Origin of the sequence: Caviibacterium pharyngocola (assembly GCF_002795405.1) — a bacterium.
Lineage (GTDB): Bacteria > Pseudomonadota > Gammaproteobacteria > Enterobacterales > Pasteurellaceae > Caviibacterium > Caviibacterium pharyngocola.
Window position 1 is genome coordinate 1 of record NZ_PHGZ01000025.1, and the last position, 20,984, is coordinate 20,984.

The 20,984-nt window shown below is 41.9% G+C and carries 21 protein-coding genes; 17 read left to right on the forward strand and 4 right to left on the reverse strand.

Features of this window, described 5'->3' with window-relative positions:
- Positions 1 to 90 precede the first annotated feature (90 nt).
- On the forward strand, positions 91 to 1,497 hold the full coding sequence (locus tag CVP04_RS12335; RefSeq protein ID WP_100297389.1) for a YadA family autotransporter adhesin: 1,407 nt from the start codon (positions 91 to 93) through the stop codon (positions 1,495 to 1,497).
- Between the two features lie 89 nt (positions 1,498 to 1,586).
- On the forward strand, positions 1,587 to 2,783 hold the full coding sequence (locus tag CVP04_RS10100; RefSeq protein ID WP_100297390.1) for a glycosyltransferase: 1,197 nt from the start codon (positions 1,587 to 1,589) through the stop codon (positions 2,781 to 2,783).
- A 39-nt stretch (positions 2,784 to 2,822) separates the two neighbouring features.
- On the opposite strand, the gene CVP04_RS10105 is transcribed toward CVP04_RS10100, so the two are convergent.
- Positions 2,823 to 3,566 (reverse strand): YdcF family protein, encoded by a 744-nt coding sequence (locus CVP04_RS10105; RefSeq protein WP_100297440.1) that lies wholly within the window; start codon positions 3,564 to 3,566, stop codon positions 2,823 to 2,825.
- Between the two features lie 158 nt (positions 3,567 to 3,724).
- Between CVP04_RS10105 and CVP04_RS10110 the strand changes: the two genes are divergently transcribed.
- Genes CVP04_RS10110 through CVP04_RS10140 form a run of 7 tightly spaced genes read left to right on the forward strand, consistent with a single transcriptional unit; the run spans position 3,725 to position 10,674 of the window.
- Entirely contained in the window at positions 3,725 to 4,702 is a 978-nt protein-coding gene (locus tag CVP04_RS10110) for a polysaccharide pyruvyl transferase family protein (RefSeq protein WP_100297391.1), read from the forward strand.
- Entirely contained in the window at positions 4,692 to 5,879 is a 1,188-nt protein-coding gene (locus tag CVP04_RS10115; protein ID WP_100297392.1) for a lipopolysaccharide biosynthesis protein, read from the forward strand. The genes CVP04_RS10110 and CVP04_RS10115 overlap by 11 nt, the downstream gene beginning before the upstream one ends.
- Positions 5,880 to 5,892: 13 nt before the next feature.
- Complete coding sequence (locus tag CVP04_RS10120; protein WP_100297393.1) at positions 5,893 to 6,669, forward strand: glycosyltransferase family 25 protein; 777 nt, start codon at positions 5,893 to 5,895, stop codon at positions 6,667 to 6,669.
- 1 nt (position 6,670) lies between these two features.
- A complete protein-coding gene (locus CVP04_RS10125; protein ID WP_100297394.1) occupies positions 6,671 to 7,852 on the forward strand; it encodes a hypothetical protein in 1,182 nt (393 codons plus the stop codon).
- Entirely contained in the window at positions 7,852 to 8,736 is an 885-nt protein-coding gene (locus CVP04_RS10130) for a glycosyltransferase family 2 protein (protein ID WP_100297395.1), read from the forward strand. Before CVP04_RS10125 ends, CVP04_RS10130 begins: the two co-directional genes overlap by 1 nt.
- Positions 8,736 to 9,539, forward strand: a complete 804-nt coding sequence (locus tag CVP04_RS10135; protein WP_100297396.1) for a glycosyltransferase family 2 protein — start codon at positions 8,736 to 8,738, stop codon at positions 9,537 to 9,539. Before CVP04_RS10130 ends, CVP04_RS10135 begins: the two co-directional genes overlap by 1 nt.
- 43 nt (positions 9,540 to 9,582) lie before the next feature.
- Positions 9,583 to 10,674: a lytic murein transglycosylase gene (locus tag CVP04_RS10140; protein WP_100297397.1), complete on the forward strand. Its 1,092-nt coding sequence runs from the start codon at positions 9,583 to 9,585 to the stop codon at positions 10,672 to 10,674.
- An 83-nt stretch (positions 10,675 to 10,757) separates the two neighbouring features.
- On the opposite strand, the gene CVP04_RS10145 is transcribed toward CVP04_RS10140, so the two are convergent.
- Complete coding sequence (locus CVP04_RS10145; protein ID WP_100297398.1) at positions 10,758 to 11,369, reverse strand: chalcone isomerase family protein; 612 nt, start codon at positions 11,367 to 11,369, stop codon at positions 10,758 to 10,760.
- A 203-nt stretch (positions 11,370 to 11,572) separates the two neighbouring features.
- Positions 11,573 to 12,967, reverse strand: a complete 1,395-nt coding sequence (gene fumC / locus CVP04_RS10150; protein ID WP_100297399.1) for a class II fumarate hydratase — start codon at positions 12,965 to 12,967, stop codon at positions 11,573 to 11,575.
- A gap of 253 nt (positions 12,968 to 13,220) precedes the next feature.
- Between fumC and CVP04_RS10155 the strand changes: the two genes are divergently transcribed.
- The 7 genes from CVP04_RS10155 to CVP04_RS10180 all read left to right on the forward strand — a co-directional run bounded on the left by CVP04_RS10155 (position 13,221) and on the right by CVP04_RS10180 (position 18,440).
- Positions 13,221 to 13,664, forward strand: coding sequence for a DNA polymerase III subunit chi (locus CVP04_RS10155; RefSeq protein ID WP_100297400.1), 444 nt, complete (start codon positions 13,221 to 13,223; stop codon positions 13,662 to 13,664).
- Positions 13,665 to 13,756: 92 nt separating this feature from the next.
- Positions 13,757 to 14,203 carry a GNAT family N-acetyltransferase gene (locus CVP04_RS10160; RefSeq protein WP_100297401.1) on the forward strand — a complete coding sequence of 149 codons (447 nt, stop codon included), beginning with the start codon at positions 13,757 to 13,759 and terminating at the stop codon, positions 14,201 to 14,203.
- The gene (locus CVP04_RS12280; RefSeq protein ID WP_165772793.1) at positions 14,200 to 14,376 is read left to right on the forward strand and encodes a hypothetical protein; all 177 of its coding nucleotides are present in this window, start codon (positions 14,200 to 14,202) and stop codon (positions 14,374 to 14,376) included. The genes CVP04_RS10160 and CVP04_RS12280 overlap by 4 nt, the downstream gene beginning before the upstream one ends.
- Positions 14,360 to 14,941 carry an ATPase gene (locus tag CVP04_RS10165; protein WP_100297402.1) on the forward strand — a complete coding sequence of 194 codons (582 nt, stop codon included), beginning with the start codon at positions 14,360 to 14,362 and terminating at the stop codon, positions 14,939 to 14,941. The genes CVP04_RS12280 and CVP04_RS10165 overlap by 17 nt, the downstream gene beginning before the upstream one ends.
- 15 nt (positions 14,942 to 14,956) lie before the next feature.
- On the forward strand, positions 14,957 to 15,352 hold the full coding sequence (locus CVP04_RS10170) for a hypothetical protein (RefSeq protein WP_100297403.1): 396 nt from the start codon (positions 14,957 to 14,959) through the stop codon (positions 15,350 to 15,352).
- Positions 15,337 to 15,567, forward strand: coding sequence for a hypothetical protein (locus tag CVP04_RS10175; protein WP_100297404.1), 231 nt, complete (start codon positions 15,337 to 15,339; stop codon positions 15,565 to 15,567). Before CVP04_RS10170 ends, CVP04_RS10175 begins: the two co-directional genes overlap by 16 nt.
- 8 nt (positions 15,568 to 15,575) lie before the next feature.
- The gene (locus CVP04_RS10180; protein WP_100297405.1) at positions 15,576 to 18,440 is read left to right on the forward strand and encodes a valine--tRNA ligase; all 2,865 of its coding nucleotides are present in this window, start codon (positions 15,576 to 15,578) and stop codon (positions 18,438 to 18,440) included.
- Between the two features lie 52 nt (positions 18,441 to 18,492).
- On the opposite strand, the gene rhaS is transcribed toward CVP04_RS10180, so the two are convergent.
- Positions 18,493 to 19,302, reverse strand: a complete 810-nt coding sequence (gene rhaS / locus CVP04_RS10185; RefSeq protein ID WP_165772794.1) for an HTH-type transcriptional activator RhaS — start codon at positions 19,300 to 19,302, stop codon at positions 18,493 to 18,495.
- 211 nt (positions 19,303 to 19,513) lie between these two features.
- Here rhaS and rhaB point away from each other — a divergent pair, with 211 nt between their 5' ends.
- Entirely contained in the window at positions 19,514 to 20,962 is a 1,449-nt protein-coding gene (gene rhaB, locus CVP04_RS10190; RefSeq protein WP_100297407.1) for a rhamnulokinase, read from the forward strand.
- Positions 20,963 to 20,984: the final 22 nt, after the last annotated feature.

The following is a 20,984-nucleotide window of genomic DNA, read 5'->3' on the forward strand; positions in this document are numbered from 1 at the left end:
GGTGCAACAGGTGCAAAAGGTGACACTGGCGCAGACGGTAAATCAATCACTGTTACGAAAGAAGAATAAGATACTGACGGTAATACCGTAGTGACTTTCTCTGACGGTTCTACCGCAACTATTTCGAAAGGTGACACCGGTGCAACAGGTGCAAAAGGTGATACTGGGTCAGACGGTAAATCAATCACTGTCACGAAAGAAGAAAAAGATACTGACGGTAATACCGTAGTCACTTTCTCTGACGGTTCTACCGCAACCATTTCGAAAGGCGATACCGGTGCAACCGGCGAGAAAGGTGATACTGGCGCTACCGGAGCCACAGGCGCAACCGGTGAGAAAGGTGATACTGGCGCTACCGGTGCTACAGGTGCAACCGGTGAGAAAGGTGATACCGGCGCTACCGGTGCGACAGGTGCAACCGGTGAGAAAGGTGATACCGGCGCGACCGGGCCGAAAGGTGATACCGGTGCCGGTGGCGCGGCAGGTAAGACTGCGGAAGGTAAAGCCGATTTAGACGCAGATCCGACCAAAGGCGAAACCACAACCCGCATTGTCTATGAAGATAAGAACGGCAATAACCGTGAAGTCGCAACAATGGATGACGGATTGAAATTCGCCGGTAACGATGCAACGATCGTGAATAAACACAAGTTGAATTCCGTCGTAAATATCATCGGTGAAGGCGCGAAATCCGACTTCAACAGCGCGAAAGGTAACTTAAATGTTGTGGCGGACGGCAAAGACACGTTAACCGTTCAGTTATCGAAAGATCTTGATCTCACCTCGAAAGGTTCCGTCACCATCGGTGATACGAGCGTATCGAATAACGGTGTAACGATCAAAGGTAACAACGGCAAGATCATCAGCTTAACGAAAGACGGCTTAAACAACGGCGGTAACAAAATTACCAATGTTGCAGCGGGTGAAGCGAAAACTGATGCGGCGAACGTCGGTCAATTAACCGAAGTGAAAGCCGGCGATAACGTGAAAGTCGAACACTCAAAAGGCGGTAACGGACAAAATGTCTATAAAGTGAGTGTGAAAGGCGACTTAACCGGTATTACATCGATTTCTAACCAAAATACGAAAGTCTCGTTAGAAAAAGGTGCGGTGAACGTTAACGGTAGCAAAGTCACCAATGTTGCCGATGGTAATATCGCCGAAAATAGCAAAGATGCGGTGAACGGCGGTCAAATTCACCAATTAGCGAAGAATATCCAAAATAACTTTAACGGTTTGAATAACCAAATCAATAAAGTGGATAAAGATCTTCGCGCCGGTGTGGCGGGCGCAATGGCAACCGCAGGCTTGTACCACGCAACCTTGCCGGGCAAATCAATGTTTGCGGCGGGTGCGGGAACATATCGCGGTGAAAGCGCGGTAGCCGTAGGTTACTCTCGCTTATCGGATAACGGCAAAATTGGGGTTAAATTTACCGTAAACACCAACACCCGCGGTGACACCGGCGCTGCGGCAAGTGTGGGTTATCAATGGTAATTTAACTCTGCATAATATAAAAATACGGCCTTCGGGTCGTATTTTTGTATAAAATAGTCACAAGTTCCTTCGCTTAAATAGAGATTGATATGTTAAAAAAGAAAACATTATGTTTAGTAATGATCGTGCGTAATGAATCGAAAGTGATTCGACGTTGTTTGGATCGCGTCAAAGATCATATCGATTACTGGGTAATCGTCGATACGGGATCCACGGATAACACACCGGAAATTATTCAAGAGGTATTAAAATCCGTTCCCGGCGAACTTCATCGAGAAAAATGGATTAATTTCGGCGTGAATCGAACGCAAAGTTTGCAATATGCGAAAAATAAAGCGGATTATCTTTTATTATGTGATGCGGATGAACAAATTTTATTTTCCGAGCAATTTAATACCGCACTTTTAGAAAAAGACAAATATCTTATTTCTTATATCGGCGCAAATGATTATTCCGTGCCTTATTTAATTAAAGGTGATCTGGATTGGAAATATGTGGGCGTTACACACGAATATTTAGATTGTGACGGAACGGTGACGCAAGAAAAAATTACTTCCGTGAATATTTTGGATTTAAAAGACGGCGGATTTAAACAAGAAAAATATCAAAGAGATATTGCGTTATTAGAAGAAGGACTACAACAAGAACCGAATAATAGCCGATATAAATTTTATTTGGCGAATTCTTATCGAGATATTGAAAATTATGAAAAAGCTGCCTATTGGTATCAAAAACGCATTGATGACGGCGGCTGGAAAGAAGAAGTCACTTGCGCCTATGAAAATTTAGGAAATTGTTATGAAAAATTAGCACGCGGCGAAGCGGCGTTAAGCACTTGGTTAAAAGGCTATGACTACAACCCGACTCGCTTGGAATGTTTATATCAAGCCATTCGTTTTTTACGCTTACAAGATAATGTTCGTCTAGGTTATCAATTAGGTTTAGCAGCGTTGAAAATTCCGTATCCCGTCAATGATATTTTATTTATCAAAAAAAGCGTCTATGAATTTTGGATTTATTATGAAATGTCGATTTGTTCCTATTATACGGACGATTATCAACTCGGTTACGATTGCTGTAAAAAAGTTTTATTCAATCAACCGAATTCGACTATTTTAAAAGTAACGTTGAATAATCTGCGCTTTTATAAACGAAAAGCGGCAAATGATTCGCCGGAAAATATTAAAAAATTAATCGATATTTTAACGGAATATCTCAAAAATAATCAGGATGAAAACGCTAAAAATACCTTATCTTTCTTGATTACCTTATTGAAAAATTATTAATTTCAACGGTAAAGTGCGGTGAAAAATAATGAAAAAAATTCACCGCACTTTCCAATAACCAATCCATTCTTTTAATGCTTGCATATTGGCGGGCATTGCGCCGGCTTGCGGGATGAAGTGCATTAGGTTTAAGCCGTAATAATCCGGTGTCACTCCGCCGCCCACACTTGCCGGCAGTACGTCGAATCCTTGTTTTTTGAATAATGTTTTTGCCCGTTGCATATGCCATTGATTCGTCACCAAAATAATGCGTCGAACATCATCCGGCAGCAACATTTGTGCGGTGAAATAGGCATTTTGCTCGGTGGTTTGCGCTTGTTCTTCCAACCATTTGGTCGGCACGTCGAAAAAGTCGCGCAGTTCTTTCGCCATAATTTTCGCTTCGGAATTACCGTTCGGGCTGCTGCCGCTGATCAAAATCGGCAAATGAGTTTGTTTATATAAATAAGCGGCGTAACGCAAACGTTCCAGTGGAATTTGCGGCACTGCTAAAGTGGCGTAAAGTTCTTTGCTGTCGCGCAAACCTCCGCCTAAAATTACAATGGCTTGGGCATTTTTATAATCGTCGAGCGTGAGATTATCCTCGTGCACAAGGCTGTCTTGCAATTTTTGCGCGGTGTAAGGAATACTGAAAACATAGAGCAAAAGAATGCCGAGTGCGGTACAAAATCGGCTGGTTTTTTTGTAATTAATGCGATTTAACCACAAGGCGAACAGCCATAATAATAAAATGCTGAACGGCGGTAAAATCATTGCGGTAATCAGTTTGGTCAGTGCGTACATAGTCGGTTCGCTTTCAAAAGAATTTGGCGAAAGCATAATGCGCTTGTAATCTTTTGTAAAGATAATTAATCCTATTGTGCGTATTCGAAAGAATGATTTAAAATAATCCGTTTTCGGCAACAAATGCCGCTATTTCGACGACGGAAAACAGATTAACGATGAACGAAATTTTAGTTTCTCTCAAACAAGATTTGAGCAAAATCCTTGATGTAATTATTAATAAAGACGATGTGTTGTATTTCGACTATCCGCTGCATTTAAATGTGGGCGATTTGTTGATTTACGCCGGCACGGAGCGGTTTTTTCAAGATTACGGCATCAATATTCGTTTGAGACGCTGTTTGCAAAGTTTCGATATTAACGAAGTGAAAAAATATGTGAATGCAGACACCACGTTGTTATGTCACGGCGGTGGTAATTTCGGCGATCTTTATCCGAGTATTCAGCAATTACGCGAAGCATTGGTGCGCGCGTTTCCGCATAATCGCATTGTGGTGTTGCCGCAAACCTCGCATTTTTCATCGCAAGACGCGTTGCAAAAATCGGCGGCATTGTTTTCCGCGCATAAAGATTGTTATTTATTTGCGCGCGATGTGCCGACTTTCGAACTAATGCGCGAACATTTTTCCGATAAGGTGTTTTTATCGCCGGATATGGCGCATCAACTTTACGGCACGTTGCCGACCAAAGCAAAAAGTGCGGTGGAAAATTCAACGGAAAATAATTTGTATTTTTTACGCAAAGACATTGAAGCCAGCCATTTGGAAAAAGAGATTCAAGCGCATTTACCGGCGTCGGCGGCGGTAAAAGATTGGGAAGATATTTTGACCGAGCAAGATAAAAAATACGAATTGTTTTGCGGCAGATTGGCGCGCGTGGCGAATAAATTACATTGGGCGTTTTTGAAAAATAAAGTCAATGAAATGTGGTTTGCTCATTCGTTAGATGTGATCGAACGTGCGCGACAAGAATTTTTGCGTTATGACTGCGTGATCACCAGCCGTTTGCACGGGCATATTTTTTCTTGTTTATTAGAATTGCCGAATCAGGTTTGCGATAATTCTTACGGAAAAAATTCGGGCTATTTTAATCAATGGACGAAAAACATCGAGTTTACGAAAAAATATGAACGCTAATCATCGAAATCTGTTTGGTTTATTGCTTGTCACATTATTAAGTACGGGGTTGACGATGGTCAGCTCCTTTTTACTTGCCCGTTTGTTAGCGGTGGAAGAACGCGGCGCTTTTCAGCTGTTTGTCACTTCGGCGACTTATGTAGTCACGATCGGCGCGGGCGGCGTGGGATTTGCCTTTGCCCTTTGTATGCGCAATAAACAATATGATCATTGGCGTCGTTATTTTTGTTTATTTCTGAGTTTCGCCGCGCTGGTGGCGCTTGTTGCGCTGTATTGTTTTAATATTACCGATTTTTATACCTTATTCGTGCTTAATGTGGTGCTTACCGCGGTGTTGACCATTACGTTGGAAAAAAGCAAGATCGACGCGAATCTAAAAATTTACCGTTTATTATCCTTACAACAGCCGATTTTAGCCGTGTTACTTTACGGCGGATGTTATCTTTTCTTCGGCGAGCAGCAAATTTCCGTCGCTCTTGATTTATTAACCGCGTTAACGGCGATTCAGGCATTGTTCTGTGTATATTATTTATACCAAATCGAACGAAAATTTAAACGGGAAAATAAAACCACAAAAATCGAACCGCACTTTTTCGGCAAAACGTGGATTAAACAAAATTTATTGCAAACCTTCGGTGCCACGACGGTGAATTTGGATAAATTTTTAATCGTGTCTTTAATGGGCAATTACACCCTTGGGCTTTACACCGTATGCATCGCCTTCGACGCTTTATTGACCAAATTTATCAATATGTTGGCGGATTATTATTATTCCGGTTTGTTGAATAACTTAAATCGCATTAAATCGGCATTGCTGTTAATCGCCGTAATGAGCCTAAGTGCGGTGATAATTGTGCCGTTTTTAGCCAAACCCGTGGTGGTATTCTTTTTTAGTGAACGTTATGCGGAAGTGGCGCCGGCGTTAATTTGGTTTATCATCAATTCGATTTTAGCCGGTTTGTCTTGGTTGTTGTCGCAAAATATGTTAATTCTGGGCAAACAAGTTTTATTGTTTACTCGCCAACTGATTTCTATCGTCGTGCTCGCGGTGTTATTTTATTGCTTTAAAGATCACGGACTTTACGGCGTGGCGTATGCCTTAATCGGCGCGAGTTTAACCCGATTACTGATTTCGTTAGTTTATTACTATAAATTTCCGATTCGACCGGTGGAATAAAAGAGACCATAAAATGAAAAAATACCTTATTTCTTTAGAAAAGGACGTCAAGCGTCGCGAATTGTTTTTTGCCCAACCGGATACGCAAGATTTTTCCGTATTCAACGCGATTAATACAATGAACGAAACGGAAGAAAATTTGACCGCACTTTTTGATGCGGAAGGCTTTGCGCAACGCTACGGCAGAAATGTGACCAAAGGCGAAATCGGTTGTACGCTCAGTCATTTGGCGGTTTATCGTTTAATCGAAGCGGATGAAAGTATTGCCGAGGACGAATATTGCCTTGTTTGCGAAGATGATGCCTTGTTTAATCAGGATTTCGCTTATCATTTGGATTGCCTGTTAAAACAACCTTTGCGCGCGGATATTGTGCTGGTCGGGCAGTCTAAAATTCCGGCGTTTAATCATTCGGAATTGGAAATTAATTACCCGACCACCTTTTCTTTTTTACGCAAATCCATTGCCGGATCGCCTTTTAAATATGCCTATACTTACCGCAATTATTTTGCCGGCACGGTGGCATATTTAATTAAAAAATCGGCGGCAAAGGCCTTTTTAGCCGCGTCGGAAAAACGCTTGCCGTTTTGGTTGGCGGACGATTATATTTTATTCGGCGCGGATTTCGCCTTGGAGGTTTGCGCCGTGCGCCCGTTGTTAGTGATTGAAAATCCTTGTTTAACCAGCAACTTGGAAGATTTACGCGGATCGTTACAACATAATTTCTGGCAAAAACTAATAAAATATCCGGCAAAAAAATATTTGGCGGTAAAACGGAATTTAGGGCGTTAAAATGTCGGCATTGTTTAACCTTTTTTATCTTTATGATCCTTGGTTGTTTCATTTTTTCCGAACGGCATTTTTCGTCGGGATCGTCGCCTTGGCATATTTAGCTTACAAATGGCTGCGCGCCGAAAACAAACAAGGAATTTTTCTGCCTTTAGATAGTTTTGGCGTGATTATCGCCTTGATTTTATTCAGTTTTATTCCCTTGTTGATTCACGGCACGCGCGATTTTTCCGTGATTGTGCAATATACTAAGACCTTGATTTTGTTCATCTTCGCAGTCGGGATTTTCAATGTTTTTTATGCCGAATCAAACGGGCAACAAAAAGCAGTGCGTGATTTAAAAATCGGTATCGGCGTTCAAGCCGCGTTAGGATTCCTCGCCTTGGCGGGCGTATCCTTTGCCATTGATTTTGCTTTGTCAACCAATGTGATCCTGCCGAATTTTTACGGCTCGGAGCAGGAATATCGCTTATATAATTTAACTTCTTCCGCCTTTTTCCAGCTCAGTGCGTTTTATTTAATGTTGTTGCATTTTTTGCTGGCGTATAATCAGCGACATAACAACATAAGTGCGGTGTTTTTATTTTTACTTTTGTGTATCGGCTTAATTTCCGGCCGCACTTTTTTGATGTTATCGGTGATCAGCATTGCGTTGTATTTTAAATGGCGCTATGTGCCCGCATTATTAGCATTCGGCGGATTATGCGTATTTTTAGCGATGAATTATGCGGAAAATAAATATGTGGCGCACGCTTTGGAACCTTTGATTAACTTGTTAAATCATCAAGGTTTAAGTAGTTCCTCAACGGATACCTTAATGCAAAAACATTTATTTATACCGACGTTAAAGCAAATTTTAATCGGCGACGGCTATTATGTAACGGCGGACGGCAAATATTACGGCTTAACGGACAGTGGATTTTTGCGCCAAACTTTATACGGCGGCATTGTTAACGTTGCGGTTTGTTTTGCGTTCACCGCTTATTTCGTGCGTAAAATCGCCCTCGTGTGGTTTAACGGCAGTTGGCGTTTCATTTTATCCGCACTTTTTATTTTGTCCGTGCTAAATGTTAAAGCGGATACCTATGCCTTTCCGGGCATAATGTTGGTGCTATTAATGTTTTTATCGCTATTCGGGCAACAGGGAAAATATAAAATCCTCTTTCCGTCTTGGGAGAAATCATAATGTTCAGTATTATCGTGCCGTCTTATAACCGTAAAACGGAAATTCCGCCATTATTAGACAGTCTGACCAAACAAACGGATTTGCGTTTTGAAGTGATTATTGTGGACGATTGTTCTGCGGAACCGGTGGACGCGGAACAACATTATCCGTTTTCGGTGACGGTGATTCGTAACGCGCAAAACCAAGGGGCGGCGCAAAGTCGCAACATCGGCGCAAGCAATGCGCGCTATGACTGGTTGTTGTTTTTAGACGACGACGATCGTTTCGCCGAAACCAAATGCGCCGAATTGGCGCAAGCGATTGAAGCGAATCCGACGGCGAATTTTATTTATCATCCGGCGCAATGCACAATGGTGAACGAAGGTTTCGGTTATATCACGCGACCTTATTCGAATCCGGCGGATTTAACCTTGGATAATATGTTGAGCGCAAATAAAATCGGCGGAATGCCGATGATCGGTGTGAAGAAAGCTTTCTTTTTCGCCATCGGCGGATTATCCCGCGAGCTTAAATCCTTAGAAGATTATGAATTCGTACTTAAAGCGGTCAGCGCAACGGATTTTAACCCGATTTATGTGCCGACGCCCTTAACCCATTGCAGTTTCCACACCAAGCGCGCCAGCGTTTCTACCAACACAACGAATACGCAAAGCGCCATTACCGAAATTGAAAAAAACTATGTACGCAGCGCGCAACAACGCAAAAATTTTGCCTTGAACGCACAATATATGCTGGCGTACCCGAATATAATGAATTTATCCCGTCGCGCGGCAAAATATTATTTTGCAATGTTTAAATTAAGCGGAAATTTAAAATCCTTAATCATTGCAATCATTACGCTGATTTCGCCGTCGTTGGCAATTAATTTGAAAAGGTTTATTTAATGAAATTTTCCGTGTTAATGTCTTTATATATTAAAGAACAACCGCAGTTTTTAATCGAATGTTTCGACAGTTTGCAGGCGCAAACGTTGCCGGCGGACGAAATCGTGCTGGTATTCGACGGGCCGGTGACGCAGGAACTGGAAAGTGCGGTGCAAAAATATCAAGAAATTCTCCCGATTAAAACGGTGAAATTGGCGCAAAACCGCGGCTTGGGCAAAGCCTTAAACGAAGGTTTATTGCATTGTTCGAACGAATGGGTATTTCGAATGGATACGGACGATATTTGTGATCCGCAACGTTTTGAAAAACAAGCGGCGTTTATCGCCGAACATCCGGACACCGTGATTTTCGGCGGGCAAATCGCCGAATTCGGTGCAAATGTTGAGGATATCGTCAGCTATCGTCGCGTACCGACAAGCGCCTCGGACATCGTGAATTTTACCCGCAAACGCAGTCCGTTTAATCATATGACGGTGGCATATCAAAAAACGGCGGTGTTGGCAGCCGGCGGTTATCAAGATCTGCAAGAAGATTATTATTTGTGGATCAATTTGGTCGCAAAATATCCGCAAAATGTTGCAAACTTGGCTGATATTTTGGTCTTTGCCCGCGTCGGCAACGGAATGGTCGGTCGCCGCCGCGGTTGGGCACAAGCAAAATGCGAGTGGAATCTGTTTAAACTAAAACGTCGGCTGAAAATACAAGGCATCGTTTCGGGCGTAATTGTGCTAGCAATGCGCGTGATTCCGCGTTTATTGCCGCTTTCGTTGCTGAAAATCCTGTATAAATTTTTACGCAAATAGCCTGTTGATTTTTTTTTACTTTTATAACTTTAAGGAAAGCAAAATGTTAAAAACTACATTGAAATGTTCGTTACTTATCGCCTCGTTGGCGTTAGTCGGTTGTGCCGGCAATAAGCAAATTCAATCGCTGGATGATAAAGCGACGTATAACAAGCCGCGCACGCTACAAAATTTTGACGATTACGTTCGTTTCCTCAAAGTCAAAGCTGCAGGGCAGGGCGTCTCCGCCTCCGTATTGAACGCGCAGAATAATATTCGTTATATTCAAAAAGCGGTGGATTTAGACAGACAGCAAGCGGGAAAAATTAAAAAACGTGACCCGAGCGCACCGCCGGTCGCCAATCCGAACGGTACGACCAATTATTTAAACCGCGTATTAACCAATAATAAAGTAGATGTGGCGGAAACCCGTTATTGGGAACAGTTGCCGCAGTTGGAGAAAGCGTCCAAACGATTCGGCGTGCAAAAAGAATATTTACTGGCACTGTGGGGAATGGAAAGCAGTTTCGGATATTACCAAGGAAATTATGACGTGTTATCCGTATTAGCGACATTGGCGTTTGACGGGCGTCGCGAAAGTTTGTTCAGTAAAGAATTTATTGTGGCGATGAAAATGTTGGAGCGCGATCATATCCAACGACATAAAATGCTTGGTTCTTGGGCGGGCGCAATGGGACAAACGCAATTTATGCCGAGTTCTTATTTAAGCTATGCCGCGGACGGAAACGGCGACGGCGAAAAAGATATTTGGAAAAATCACTATGACGTTTTCGCGTCTATCGCCAATTACCTACATACCGTCGGCTGGAACGACAAATTGCCTTGGGGTGTGGAAGTGACTTTGACCCAATATATTCCGTTAGAAGCGGGTGGCATTGAAAAAGGCAAAGCGCGTTCATTACGCCAATGGCAAAATCAAGGTGTAATGCTAAAATCACCGACCGCACAAGAATCGCAAAAACTAACCGCACTTTCTTCCGCCGATTTATGGCTAGTTCGTCCGGATCGCGAAGCCGGACGAGCATTCTTAGTCTCAAACAACTTCCGCACAATTCTTGATTGGAACAAATCCAATTATTTTGCCGTCAGTATCGGAATGTTCGCCGACCGTATTCAACAGCGGATTGGGAATTAATTTTTCAGTCAATATCAGCTTGATATAACGAATAATCTCATCGGGAGAGAGCTAATCTCTCCCAATTCAGAACGTGACAGTGCTTAACTTTTTTGAGGCGTGGTGTGTTGAAACATCTCAAATGTCGGCGGAAGTTGCGGATCGGCATCTTCATCGTCCAGTTGTTTAATTGCCGGTTGCGGCGCTAATTCTTCGGTTGGGTGGGCGCTCGGTTCTTTGCCTAATAATTGATTTTGTAATTGTGCGTAACCGCTTTTCGACGATAACCAAACGGCGATTAATGCTTGGTTAAATTGATTATCGAATTCGTGGGCGAGGATGGTATCGTTTAAAATAAAATAGCCGCGGTTATCTAGTGCGATGTAGTTTAGTACGTCGTTAGGCGAGAAATCGGGCATAATTTCTTGCATTTTTTTCAACCAAGCCGCGGAGCTGTCTTTGTTGAAATTTAATGCGTTCATTTCTTTCACCAAACTAATGGCAAAACTTTTTCCTTCGACCGGTTTGGCAAATTTGACGGAAACCATTAGCGGACGTTGATCTTCCGTATATGTGCCGCTTTCCGTATAAAGGCCGACCGTATAAACATAAAACGGACCCCAGTTATAATCGGCGTTCCCTACGATTTTCCATTGGGCGGAAAGTGCGGTTGAAAATAAACACAAAATAGAGAACAAAAAAGCGTGAAGTTTCATCAATATCTACCTTTATGGTTGAAACCCCGCCGTTTATGGCGGATAAAATAATCGGGAGAGTGCGGTCTCTTCCGATTCAAAGTAACACAGAGCCTCGCGTGAGGCTCCGTGTATTGAATCATTGTGCAAGTATTGGGCGCATTATATCAATAAATAAGAAAAAGGCGAGAACCGCGCTCGCCTTTCCTCAAAGTTTTTCGTTTTTATTTTAAGCTGCCGACCATATCTTCCGGACGAACCCATTCATCGAATTGTTCAGCGGTCACTAAACCTAAGTTAATCGCTTCTTCTTTCAAGGTTGTGCCGTTTTTATGTGCGGTTTTGGCGATTTTCGCCGCATTTTCATAGCCGATATGGGTATTTAATGCGGTGACTAACATCAAAGATTGTTCTAATTGATGTTTGATGCGCGGGTAGTTCGGTTTGATACCGACGGCGCAATGTTCGTCGAAAGATACGCAAGCGTCGCCCAATAACTGTGCGGATTGCAAGAAGTTATACGCCATTACCGGTTTATACACGTTTAATTGGAAATGACCTTGTGTGCCGGCGAAGGAAATAGTGACGTCGTTACCTAATACTTGTGCGCAGACCATTGTCATCGCTTCGCATTGCGTCGGGTTGACTTTACCCGGCATAATGGATGAACCCGGTTCGTTTTCCGGAATTAAAATTTCACCGATACCTGAACGCGGGCCGGATGCCAATAAGCGCACATCGTTAGCGATTTTATAAAGTGAAACCGCTAATTGTTTCAACGCACCGTGGGTTTCAACCACGGCATCGTGCGTCGCAAGCGCTTCAAATTTGTTTTGCGCGGTGACAAAAGGTAAACCGGTAAATTGTGCGATGTAATCCGCAACTTTGACATCATAGCCTTTCGGTGTATTCAAGCCTGTACCTACAGCCGTACCGCCTAACGCTAATTCGGCTAAGTGCGGTAAGGTATTTTCTAAGGCTTTGATACCAAAGGATAATTGTGCCGCATATGCGGAAAATTCTTGACCTAATGTTAATGGTGTTGCATCCATTAAATGAGTACGACCGATTTTTACGACATCTTGGAATGCCGCCGCTTTTTCCGCTAAGGTTTTTTGTAAGCGTTTAACGCAAGGCAATGTATGTTCGACGACTTTTTTATAGGCGGCGATATGCATTGCTGTCGGGTAAGTGTCATTAGAAGATTGTGATTTGTTCACGTCGTCGTTCGGGTGAATAACGGATTTTTCGCCCAATTTACCGCCTTGAAGAACGTGTGCGCGGTTTGCCACCACTTCGTTCACGTTCATATTGGATTGTGTGCCGGAACCGGTTTGCCAAATCACCAACGGGAACTGATCATCCAATTTGTTCGCCAAAATTTCATCGCAAGCTTGCGCGATAAGATCACGTTTTTCTAGCGGTAGCACGCCTAAATCGTGGTTAGCATAAGCAGCCGCTTTTTTCAAATAGCCGAAGGCTTCGATAATTTCTTTCGGCATTGAAGCTGCAGGGCCGATTTTAAAATTGTTGCGTGAACGCTCGGTTTGTGCCGCCCAGTATTTATCCGCAGGAACTTGGACTTCACCCATAGTGTCTTTTTCGATACGAAATTCCATTCTAATTACCTCTTGTTAAATGTAAGAAAACGCTAGGATTTTACCACTTAGGCGGTATGAATGGAATGTCGGATAAAGTGTAAACTCCGGTTTTGTGATTTAGATCATAAAGTGCGGTAGATTTTTCGAAGGTTTTTTCGATGACAAAAAATCCGTCATTTTTTATTGAATTCAATAATTAATGTTTTATATTATGACGATTTTTCGCTAAAATCCTTTGGTTTAGAGTCTTTCTTTTTACCTTGAGTATTTTATGGCAAAGCAAGCGCAATTTTATATCCTTGAAAAAACAACGCCGAAATACGGTTTATCCGCAACGGAATCGCTAGCCTGTGATCTCGCGGCGGCGGCGTGGCGGCTGGGAAAACGGGTATTGATTAGTTGTGAAACCGAGCAACAAGCGCTGAATATCGACGAAGCCTTATGGCAGCGGGAACCGGAAGAATTCGTGCCGCATAATCTGTCCGGCGAAGTGACGCGTTATGCCGCGCCGATCGAAATTTGCTGGGCGAATAAACGTAATGCGCAGCGTCGAGATTTATTAATTAATTTGCAAACTCAAGTACCGGATTTTGCCGGCGGATTTAATCAAGCGGTGGATTTTGTACCGAATGACGAAACGTTGAAAATTCAAGCGCGCGAGCGTTATAAGCAATATCGCCAACAAGGCTGGCAACTTAGCACGGAGCAAGCGTAAAATGTTTCGATTCGCCGTGCAAAATTATGGTATTTTGTCGAACGTGGCGGATATGGGGATAAAGAAAATTTAGTCATTTTAGGCGTTTCGAAATGTGGCGATTAAAAACCTTTAAACAGCTTAGCACCTTGGACTTATTTCGAATTTATAAAGCGCGCACGGCGGTATTTGTGGTGGAACAAGAATGTCCTTATCAAGAAGTGGATGATAAGGATTTAATTTCTTCGCATTTATTTACTGAAAAAAATGATGAAATTATCGCTTATTGCCGCATTATTCCGGGGGAAACGATGTATATCGGCAGAGTGTTGGTTGCGAAAAATGCAAGAGGCACGGGCTTGGCAAGATCCTTAATGCTCGAAGCGCTTAATTATTGCCAAACCGAACATCCGGATAAAATCATTCGCTTGCAAGCTCAAGCTTATTTGGAAAATTTCTACCGCACTTTGGGATTTAAGCCGATTTCGGATATTTATTTGGAAGATGGTATTCCGCATTTGGATATGGAATCGGAAGTTAATATGGAGAAAACCAAATGACCAAGCAAGAACAAATCGCCGAGCAACAACGTCAATTACATATTTTGTTTGATGCTTGGATGGCGGATAAGAAAAAGCGTGAAGTAGTGACCTTTAAGCGTCCGAATGGGGATATTGTTGATCATTACCCAGACGGAACGGAAGTGATTATTGAGTATGCAAAAGCAAAATAATTTAGCCATTTTCTACTGTGGTACAAATGGCGCGGGTAAAACAACATTGCGAGGGTTTAACACAGATACCGTGCAAATTGTGATTGATTCCGATCATATCGCAATGCAATTAAACCCTGAAAATCCACGTTTAGCTGACAGTACGGCAGGTAGAAAAGCGATTGAATTATTTAAGTTTGCTATTGAACATCAAATTCCGTTTTCAATGGAATCCACCTTATCAGGAAGTTCCATTTTACAGCGAATAAAAAAAGCCAAAGAAAACGGCTTTTATGTACGATTAAATTATGTTGGTGTTGACGGTGTTTCCATTAACATTAAGCGTGTAAAAGCAAGAGTAGCAAACGGTGGACATTTTATTGATGAAGCCACAATCCGCAACCGTTACGACATCAGTTTGCAAAATTTAATTAAAATCTTACCGCTTTGTGATGAAGTTTTTATTTACGATAATTCAGAAGAAAGACCAAATTTAGTGTTTCATATTGAAGGGGATAATTTTATGCAGTGGTTAGATAAATTGCCGGAGTGGTGTGAGAGATTAAAAATTAATTTTATTTTGTAAAAGTGAGCATAGGAAATGAAAAATAAATGTATTATATTTTTAGATTTTATTGTAGTTGTTATATCTTTTATTTCTCTCTGTGTTTCCTATAACATAGCAGAAAAACAAAATAATTTTTCAAAAGAAAACAATCTCTTTATAATGAATCAAGGATTAGAAGAAAAAATTTCCCTTATAGATGACTTGTATCATAAGAATCAAAGTTTATTAGTTAACATTCATAGTCAGTTAAATTCTATGATTGATTTTGTAAAGAAAGAAAAACAAACTGAATATAATAATTACGAACTTATGTCTATTTTAGACATAATATCTCTTATTAGAGATATAAGGGAACTAAATATGAATAATATTCATCTTCAGCTATTGGTCATAGATAAAAATATCAACATGGCATGGAAACTGAAATAAGGCGTTATATCAGTAAATTAACAGAAGTAAATATAATTATAAATGCCATTATTCAGATTCCAGTAAATGATATAAAAATATATGAAACATCTAATAATGAAAAATTGAATGAGTTATCCAAAACCAATGAAACTTTACTCAAAGTGATGGAAGAACTAGGAACAGCTCACGGAAAATTTATATCTAAATTTTTACAACTAATAAAACATAATTAAAGGTAATCATGACAAAACCATTCCAAATGGCAGATCGCTTCGACGCATCTGCAGTAGAACAAGCCCTGTATAAACACTGGGAAGAGCAAGGCTATTTTAAGCCGAATGAAAATCCGAATGTGCCGAGTTACTGTATCGCCATTCCGCCGCCGAATGTAACGGGATCGTTGCATATGGGGCACGCATTCCAGCAAACCTTGATGGATACGCTGATTCGCTTTAACCGTATGGAAGGCAACAACACCTTATGGCAAGCGGGGACTGACCACGCGGGGATCGCAACACAAATGGTGGTGGAGCGTAAGATTGCGGCAGAAGAGGGTAAAACTCGCCACGATTACGGGCGTGAAGCCTTTATCAATAAAATCTGGGATTGGAAAGCCTATTCGGGCGGTACGATCAGCCAGCAAATGCGTCGCTTGGGGAACTCAATCGACTGGGATCGTGAGCGTTTCACTATGGACGAAGGCTTGTCCAATGCGGTGAAAGAAGTGTTCGTCCGTTTACACGAAGAAGGCTTGATTTACCGTGGTAAACGTCTTGTAAACTGGGATCCGAAATTACATACCGCAATTTCTGACCTTGAAGTAGAAAACAAAGAGAGCAAAGGCTCGCTCTGGCATTTCCGCTATCCGCTCTCCAACGGTTTAAAAACCGCAGACGGCAAAGATTATTTAGTGGTGGCGACTACTCGTCCTGAAACTATGTTAGGCGATACGGCGGTGGCGGTTCACCCTGAAGATGAGCGTTATCAATCGCTAATTGGCAAAAGCGTCATCCTACCGCTTGCCAACCGTGAAATCCCGATTATTGCGGACGATTATGTAGATCGTGAATTTGGTACGGGCGTGGTGAAAATTACCCCAGCGCACGACTTCAATGACTACGAAGTGGGCAAACGCCACGGTTTAGCGATGGTCAATGTGATGACCTTAAATGCGGATATTCGTGATGAAGCGGAAATTATCGGTTCAGACGGCAAACCGCTCACTACTTACGAAGCAATAATCCCTGCGGATTATCAAGGCTTAGAGCGTTTTGTGGCACGTAAGAAAATCGTGGCGGATTTTGAAGCATTAGGTTTATTGGAAGAGATCAAACCGCACGACTTAAAAGTACCTTACGGTGACCGTGGCGGCGTGCCGATTGAGCCGATGCTGACAGACCAATGGTATGTGAGCGTAAAACCACTTGCGGAAGTGGCAACCAAAGCGGTGGAAGACGGCGAAATCCAATTCGTGCCGAAACAGTATGAAAATCTTTATTTCTCCTGGATGCGTGATATTCAAGACTGGTGTATTTCTCGCCAATTATGGTGGGGACACCGTATTCCTGCGTGGTACGATGCCGAAGGTAATATCTATGTAGCTCGTAGTGAAGAAGAAGCGCGTGCGAAGCATAATTTGCCAGCCGATCTTGCTTTAAAACAAGATGAAGACGTGTTGGATACTTGGTTCTCATCAGGCTTGTGGACATTCTCAACGCTCGGCTGGCCGAACCAAACGCCTGATCTGAAAATGTTCCACCCGACCGATGTGTTAATCACCGGCTTTGACATCATCTTCTTCTGGGTTGCACGTATGATTATGTTTACGATGCACTTCATTAAAGATGAAAACGGCAAACCGCAAGTGCCGTTTAAAACCGTGTATGTAACGGGCTTGATCCGTGATGAACAGGGTCAAAAAATGTCGAAATCGAAAGGGAACGTGCTTGACCCGATTGATATGATTGACGGTATTTCCCTTGAAGATTTACTTGAAAAACGCACCGGCAATATGATGCAACCGCAGTTGGCGGAAAAAATTGCTAAAGCGACCCGCAAAGAATTTGAGAACGGCATTGCCGCACACGGTACGGACGCATTGCGTTTCACCCTTGCTGCCCTTGCTTCAAACGGTCGCGACATCAACTGGGATATGAAACGCTTAGAAGGCTACCGCAACTTCTGTAACAAATTGTGGAATGCAAGCCGCTTTGTGCTCACCAACGACAAGCTCGATTTAAGCGAAGGCGAAGTGGAATACAGCCTTGCAGATCGTTGGATCAATTCTGCGTTCAACCGCACCGTTGAAGAGTTCCGCACTGTATTAAGCCAATACCGTTTCGACTTAGTGGCGAACACCATTTACGAGTTTACTTGGAACCAGTTCTGCGACTGGTATTTGGAATTGACTAAACCAGTCTTTGCAAACGGCACAGCGGCTCAAAAACGTGGTGCAAGCAAAACCTTGGTGAGCGTGTTGGAAAAACTCTTGCGTTTAGCACATCCGGTTATTCCGTTTATCACCGAAGAAATTTGGCAAAAAGTGAAAGGCTTTGCGGGTGTGGAAGGCGACACCATTATGTTACAACCGTTCCCAACGGTTGATAGCAACGCCTTTGACGAACAAGCAGAAAGCCAAATCAACTGGATCAAAGAGCTGATTGTTGCCGTGCGTAATATCCGTGCAGAATGTAACATCGCCCCAAGCAAAGGCTTGGATTTACTCGTGCGTAATGCCAACGAAGTAGAACAAAACTGCTTAGAAAGCAACCGCACTTTAATTCAAGCAATGGCGAAGTTAGATGCAATCAACTTGCTAAATTCCGGTGAAAACGCACCGCTTGCAGTAACGAAATTAGTCGGCAACGTGGAATTACTCGTGCCAATGGCAGGCTTTATCAACAAAGAAGCCGAACTTGCACGTTTAACCAAAGAGATCGAAAAACTGCAAGACGAAGTATCCCGCATTGAAAACAAACTCGGCAACGAAGCGTTCGTGGCAAAAGCCCCAGAACAAGTGATTGCCAAAGAGCGTGAAAAAATGCAAGGTTACTTAGACGGACTTGAGAAGTTGAAATCGCAGTATCAGGCGATTGAAAATCTCTAAAATGAGTGTGAAAGTGCGGTCAATTTTGGCCGCACTTTTTATCGTACATAAACTAGCGTCGCAATTCTCTGGGCGATATTTTAAATTGATTTTTAAAACAGGTGGAAAAGTAGCAACTATCGTTAAAACCGCATTCTATTGCAATATCAATAATGGCTTTATCGGTATAACGAATTTGATAATAAGCATTTGAAAGACGTAATTTGATTAAATAATTTTGCGGTGTAAGCCCTATTTTATCTTTAAAGAAGCGATGTAGTGTTCTGACAGATAAGCCGAATTGTCGGGTTAATTTAGCCCAATTTATTTCTTCGGTAAAATTATAAGAAAGCCAATTCAAAATCTGTTGACCTTTTTCTTCGGTTGTTCCCTTCGTTTTGCTATTGATATAATTGTGCTGCATTAAGGTGACGAGCTGAAAAAACGAGCATTCGCATTGTAATTTAGTCTCTGGTGTATTTTGACTAATAAGATGATTAATATTGCTGTTAATTAGATCCAAGGTATTTTGATTAACGATTTTATAGCTTGCATCATTAGGCTTAAGGTTTTTGAGTAAGGCGTCTAGATTATGGATAAAACGAAAATCGTTATGATCTTTCAGCAAAATATTTGCCAGATGCAAATCACTGACATTTTCATATAAATGATGATCTGCTGCATCAATATACAACACCATACCTTTATGTAAATCGTGCTGATAACCGTTTAAAATATGACGACCTTTCCCTTTTGTTACGATAACGAGTTCGCTAAAGTCGTGCGTATGTTCCGGATAGTTCATTTGCGGTGCGCGCGGTTCGATTGCTAATTGCTGTTTAGTTGAATGAAAAAAATCTTTGAATGATAATTTTTGTATCATATCCCTTCTTTCCTTTCTTCCTAGCCATTTATTATTTTTTAGCATATCACAATATTTTTCCTCATTTTGACTAATTTATTGTTCTGTGATCACTGTCACTTCGACTTTTAAAATTTTGCCAACAAGGATGAAATATTGGCAGTAGATTGCAGGAGGAAGGCGAGGAATATTCTTAAACTGCTCTCAAATGAAATGATTCGGAGAACAGATTATGGGAATTTTAAATATTGCTGCGATTGACTTAGGCGCCTCAAGCGGTAGAGTGATGTTAAGCACTTATCATACTGAAAATAAACAACTTTCTCTGGTTGAAATCCATCGCTTCAAAAATCAATTTATTTCATACCAAGGGCACGATTGCTGGGATTTGGTGTACTTAGAGAATGAAATTCTTACCGGATTGCGAAAAATTCTTGAGTCGGGTAAACAGTTGCACAGCATCGGAATCGATACTTGGGGCGTGGATTATGTCCTTTTGGATAAACAAGGCGAAGTGATTGCCCCCACTTATGCATATTGGGATCACCGAACTCAAGGCGTATTAGAAAAAGTGCAAACGGAGCTCGGTAAAGAGAATATCTATCGTAAAACAGGCATTCAATTTCTGACCTTTAATACGCTTTATCAACTGAAAGCAATGGTTGATGAAAATCCTCAATGGTTATCGCAAGTAACAGATTTCCTAATGATTCCCGATTACCTTAATTATCGTTTAACCGGCGTAATTAATCGCGAATATACCAACGCAACAACCACACAATTAGTGAATGTCAATATCGATAGCTGGGATACGGCATTATTGGATTATCTCGGATTACCGGCAAGTTGGTTCGGACGAATTCGTCATCCCGGCATTCAAATCGGCTTTTGGGAAAATCGTGTTCCTGTAATGTCCGTTGCAAGCCACGATACGGCAAGTGCGGTTATTTCTGCACCACTTTCCGATGACTATGCGGCATATTTATGTTCCGGAACTTGGTCATTAATGGGGTTGGATACGACAACGCCTCATAATGACGAGCTGGCAATGAATCTAAATATTACGAATGAAGGTGGTATCGACGGACATTATCGCGTACTTAAAAATATTATGGGATTGTGGCTGTTTAACCGGATTTGCTTAGAAAGACAGGTGGTAAATATTCCGGAATTAGTGGCTCAAGCCGCAAATGAAACACCTTTCCGAAGTCTCATTAATCCGAATGCGGAATGTTTTCTTAATCCGAACTCAATGGTGGAGAGTATTCAACAATATTGTCGAGAACATCGCCAAGTCGTTCCCGAAACAACAAGTCAATTAGCCCGTTGTATTTTTGATAGTCTCGCAATGCTTTATCGCCAAGTTGCTGATGAATTAGCTCGGTTACAAGGACATTCGATCTCTTGTTTACATATTGTCGGTGGAGGTTGTCAAAATGAATTTTTAAACCAACTTTGTGCTGATTTATGTGGCGTTGATGTATTTGCCGGTCCGGTAGAAGCATCTGTTTTAGGGAATATCGGCTGCCAATTAATGGCGCTTGATCAAATCGGTAATGCAAAAGAATTTCGTGAATTGGTTTGCCAAAACTTTCCGTTAAAACATTACAAAAACAACCCGCACTTTATGCCGACGTCTCTCTTAGAGAAAAAATGGCGTGAATTTTGCAATCTTAATTAATTATCTCTAGAAGGAGCATTAT

What these genes read in the sequence shown, in the direction of transcription:
- CVP04_RS10130 (WP_100297395.1), top strand. Translation starts at nt 7,852, where the DNA reads ATGTTCAGTATTATCGTGCCGTCTTATAACCGTAAAACGGAAATTCCG.
- CVP04_RS10145 (WP_100297398.1), bottom strand. Translation starts at nt 11,369, where the DNA reads ATGAAACTTCACGCTTTTTTGTTCTCTATTTTGTGTTTATTTTCAACC.
- CVP04_RS10110 (WP_100297391.1), top strand. Translation starts at nt 3,725, where the DNA reads ATGAACGAAATTTTAGTTTCTCTCAAACAAGATTTGAGCAAAATCCTT.
- CVP04_RS10140 (WP_100297397.1), top strand. Translation starts at nt 9,583, where the DNA reads ATGTTAAAAACTACATTGAAATGTTCGTTACTTATCGCCTCGTTGGCG.
- CVP04_RS10170 (WP_100297403.1), top strand. Translation starts at nt 14,957, where the DNA reads ATGAAAAATAAATGTATTATATTTTTAGATTTTATTGTAGTTGTTATA.
- CVP04_RS10125 (WP_100297394.1), top strand. Translation starts at nt 6,671, where the DNA reads ATGTCGGCATTGTTTAACCTTTTTTATCTTTATGATCCTTGGTTGTTT.
- CVP04_RS10120 (WP_100297393.1), top strand. Translation starts at nt 5,893, where the DNA reads ATGAAAAAATACCTTATTTCTTTAGAAAAGGACGTCAAGCGTCGCGAA.
- CVP04_RS10165 (WP_100297402.1), top strand. Translation starts at nt 14,360, where the DNA reads ATGCAAAAGCAAAATAATTTAGCCATTTTCTACTGTGGTACAAATGGC.
- CVP04_RS10105 (WP_100297440.1), bottom strand. Translation starts at nt 3,566, where the DNA reads ATGTACGCACTGACCAAACTGATTACCGCAATGATTTTACCGCCGTTC.
- CVP04_RS10180 (WP_100297405.1), top strand. Translation starts at nt 15,576, where the DNA reads ATGACAAAACCATTCCAAATGGCAGATCGCTTCGACGCATCTGCAGTA.
- CVP04_RS10155 (WP_100297400.1), top strand. Translation starts at nt 13,221, where the DNA reads ATGGCAAAGCAAGCGCAATTTTATATCCTTGAAAAAACAACGCCGAAA.
- rhaS (WP_165772794.1), bottom strand. Translation starts at nt 19,302, where the DNA reads ATGATACAAAAATTATCATTCAAAGATTTTTTTCATTCAACTAAACAG.
- fumC (WP_100297399.1), bottom strand. Translation starts at nt 12,967, where the DNA reads ATGGAATTTCGTATCGAAAAAGACACTATGGGTGAAGTCCAAGTTCCT.
- CVP04_RS10100 (WP_100297390.1), top strand. Translation starts at nt 1,587, where the DNA reads ATGTTAAAAAAGAAAACATTATGTTTAGTAATGATCGTGCGTAATGAA.
- rhaB (WP_100297407.1), top strand. Translation starts at nt 19,514, where the DNA reads ATGGGAATTTTAAATATTGCTGCGATTGACTTAGGCGCCTCAAGCGGT.
- CVP04_RS10115 (WP_100297392.1), top strand. Translation starts at nt 4,692, where the DNA reads ATGAACGCTAATCATCGAAATCTGTTTGGTTTATTGCTTGTCACATTA.
- CVP04_RS12280 (WP_165772793.1), top strand. Translation starts at nt 14,200, where the DNA reads ATGACCAAGCAAGAACAAATCGCCGAGCAACAACGTCAATTACATATT.
- CVP04_RS10135 (WP_100297396.1), top strand. Translation starts at nt 8,736, where the DNA reads ATGAAATTTTCCGTGTTAATGTCTTTATATATTAAAGAACAACCGCAG.
- CVP04_RS10160 (WP_100297401.1), top strand. Translation starts at nt 13,757, where the DNA reads ATGTGGCGATTAAAAACCTTTAAACAGCTTAGCACCTTGGACTTATTT.
- CVP04_RS10175 (WP_100297404.1), top strand. Translation starts at nt 15,337, where the DNA reads ATGGAAACTGAAATAAGGCGTTATATCAGTAAATTAACAGAAGTAAAT.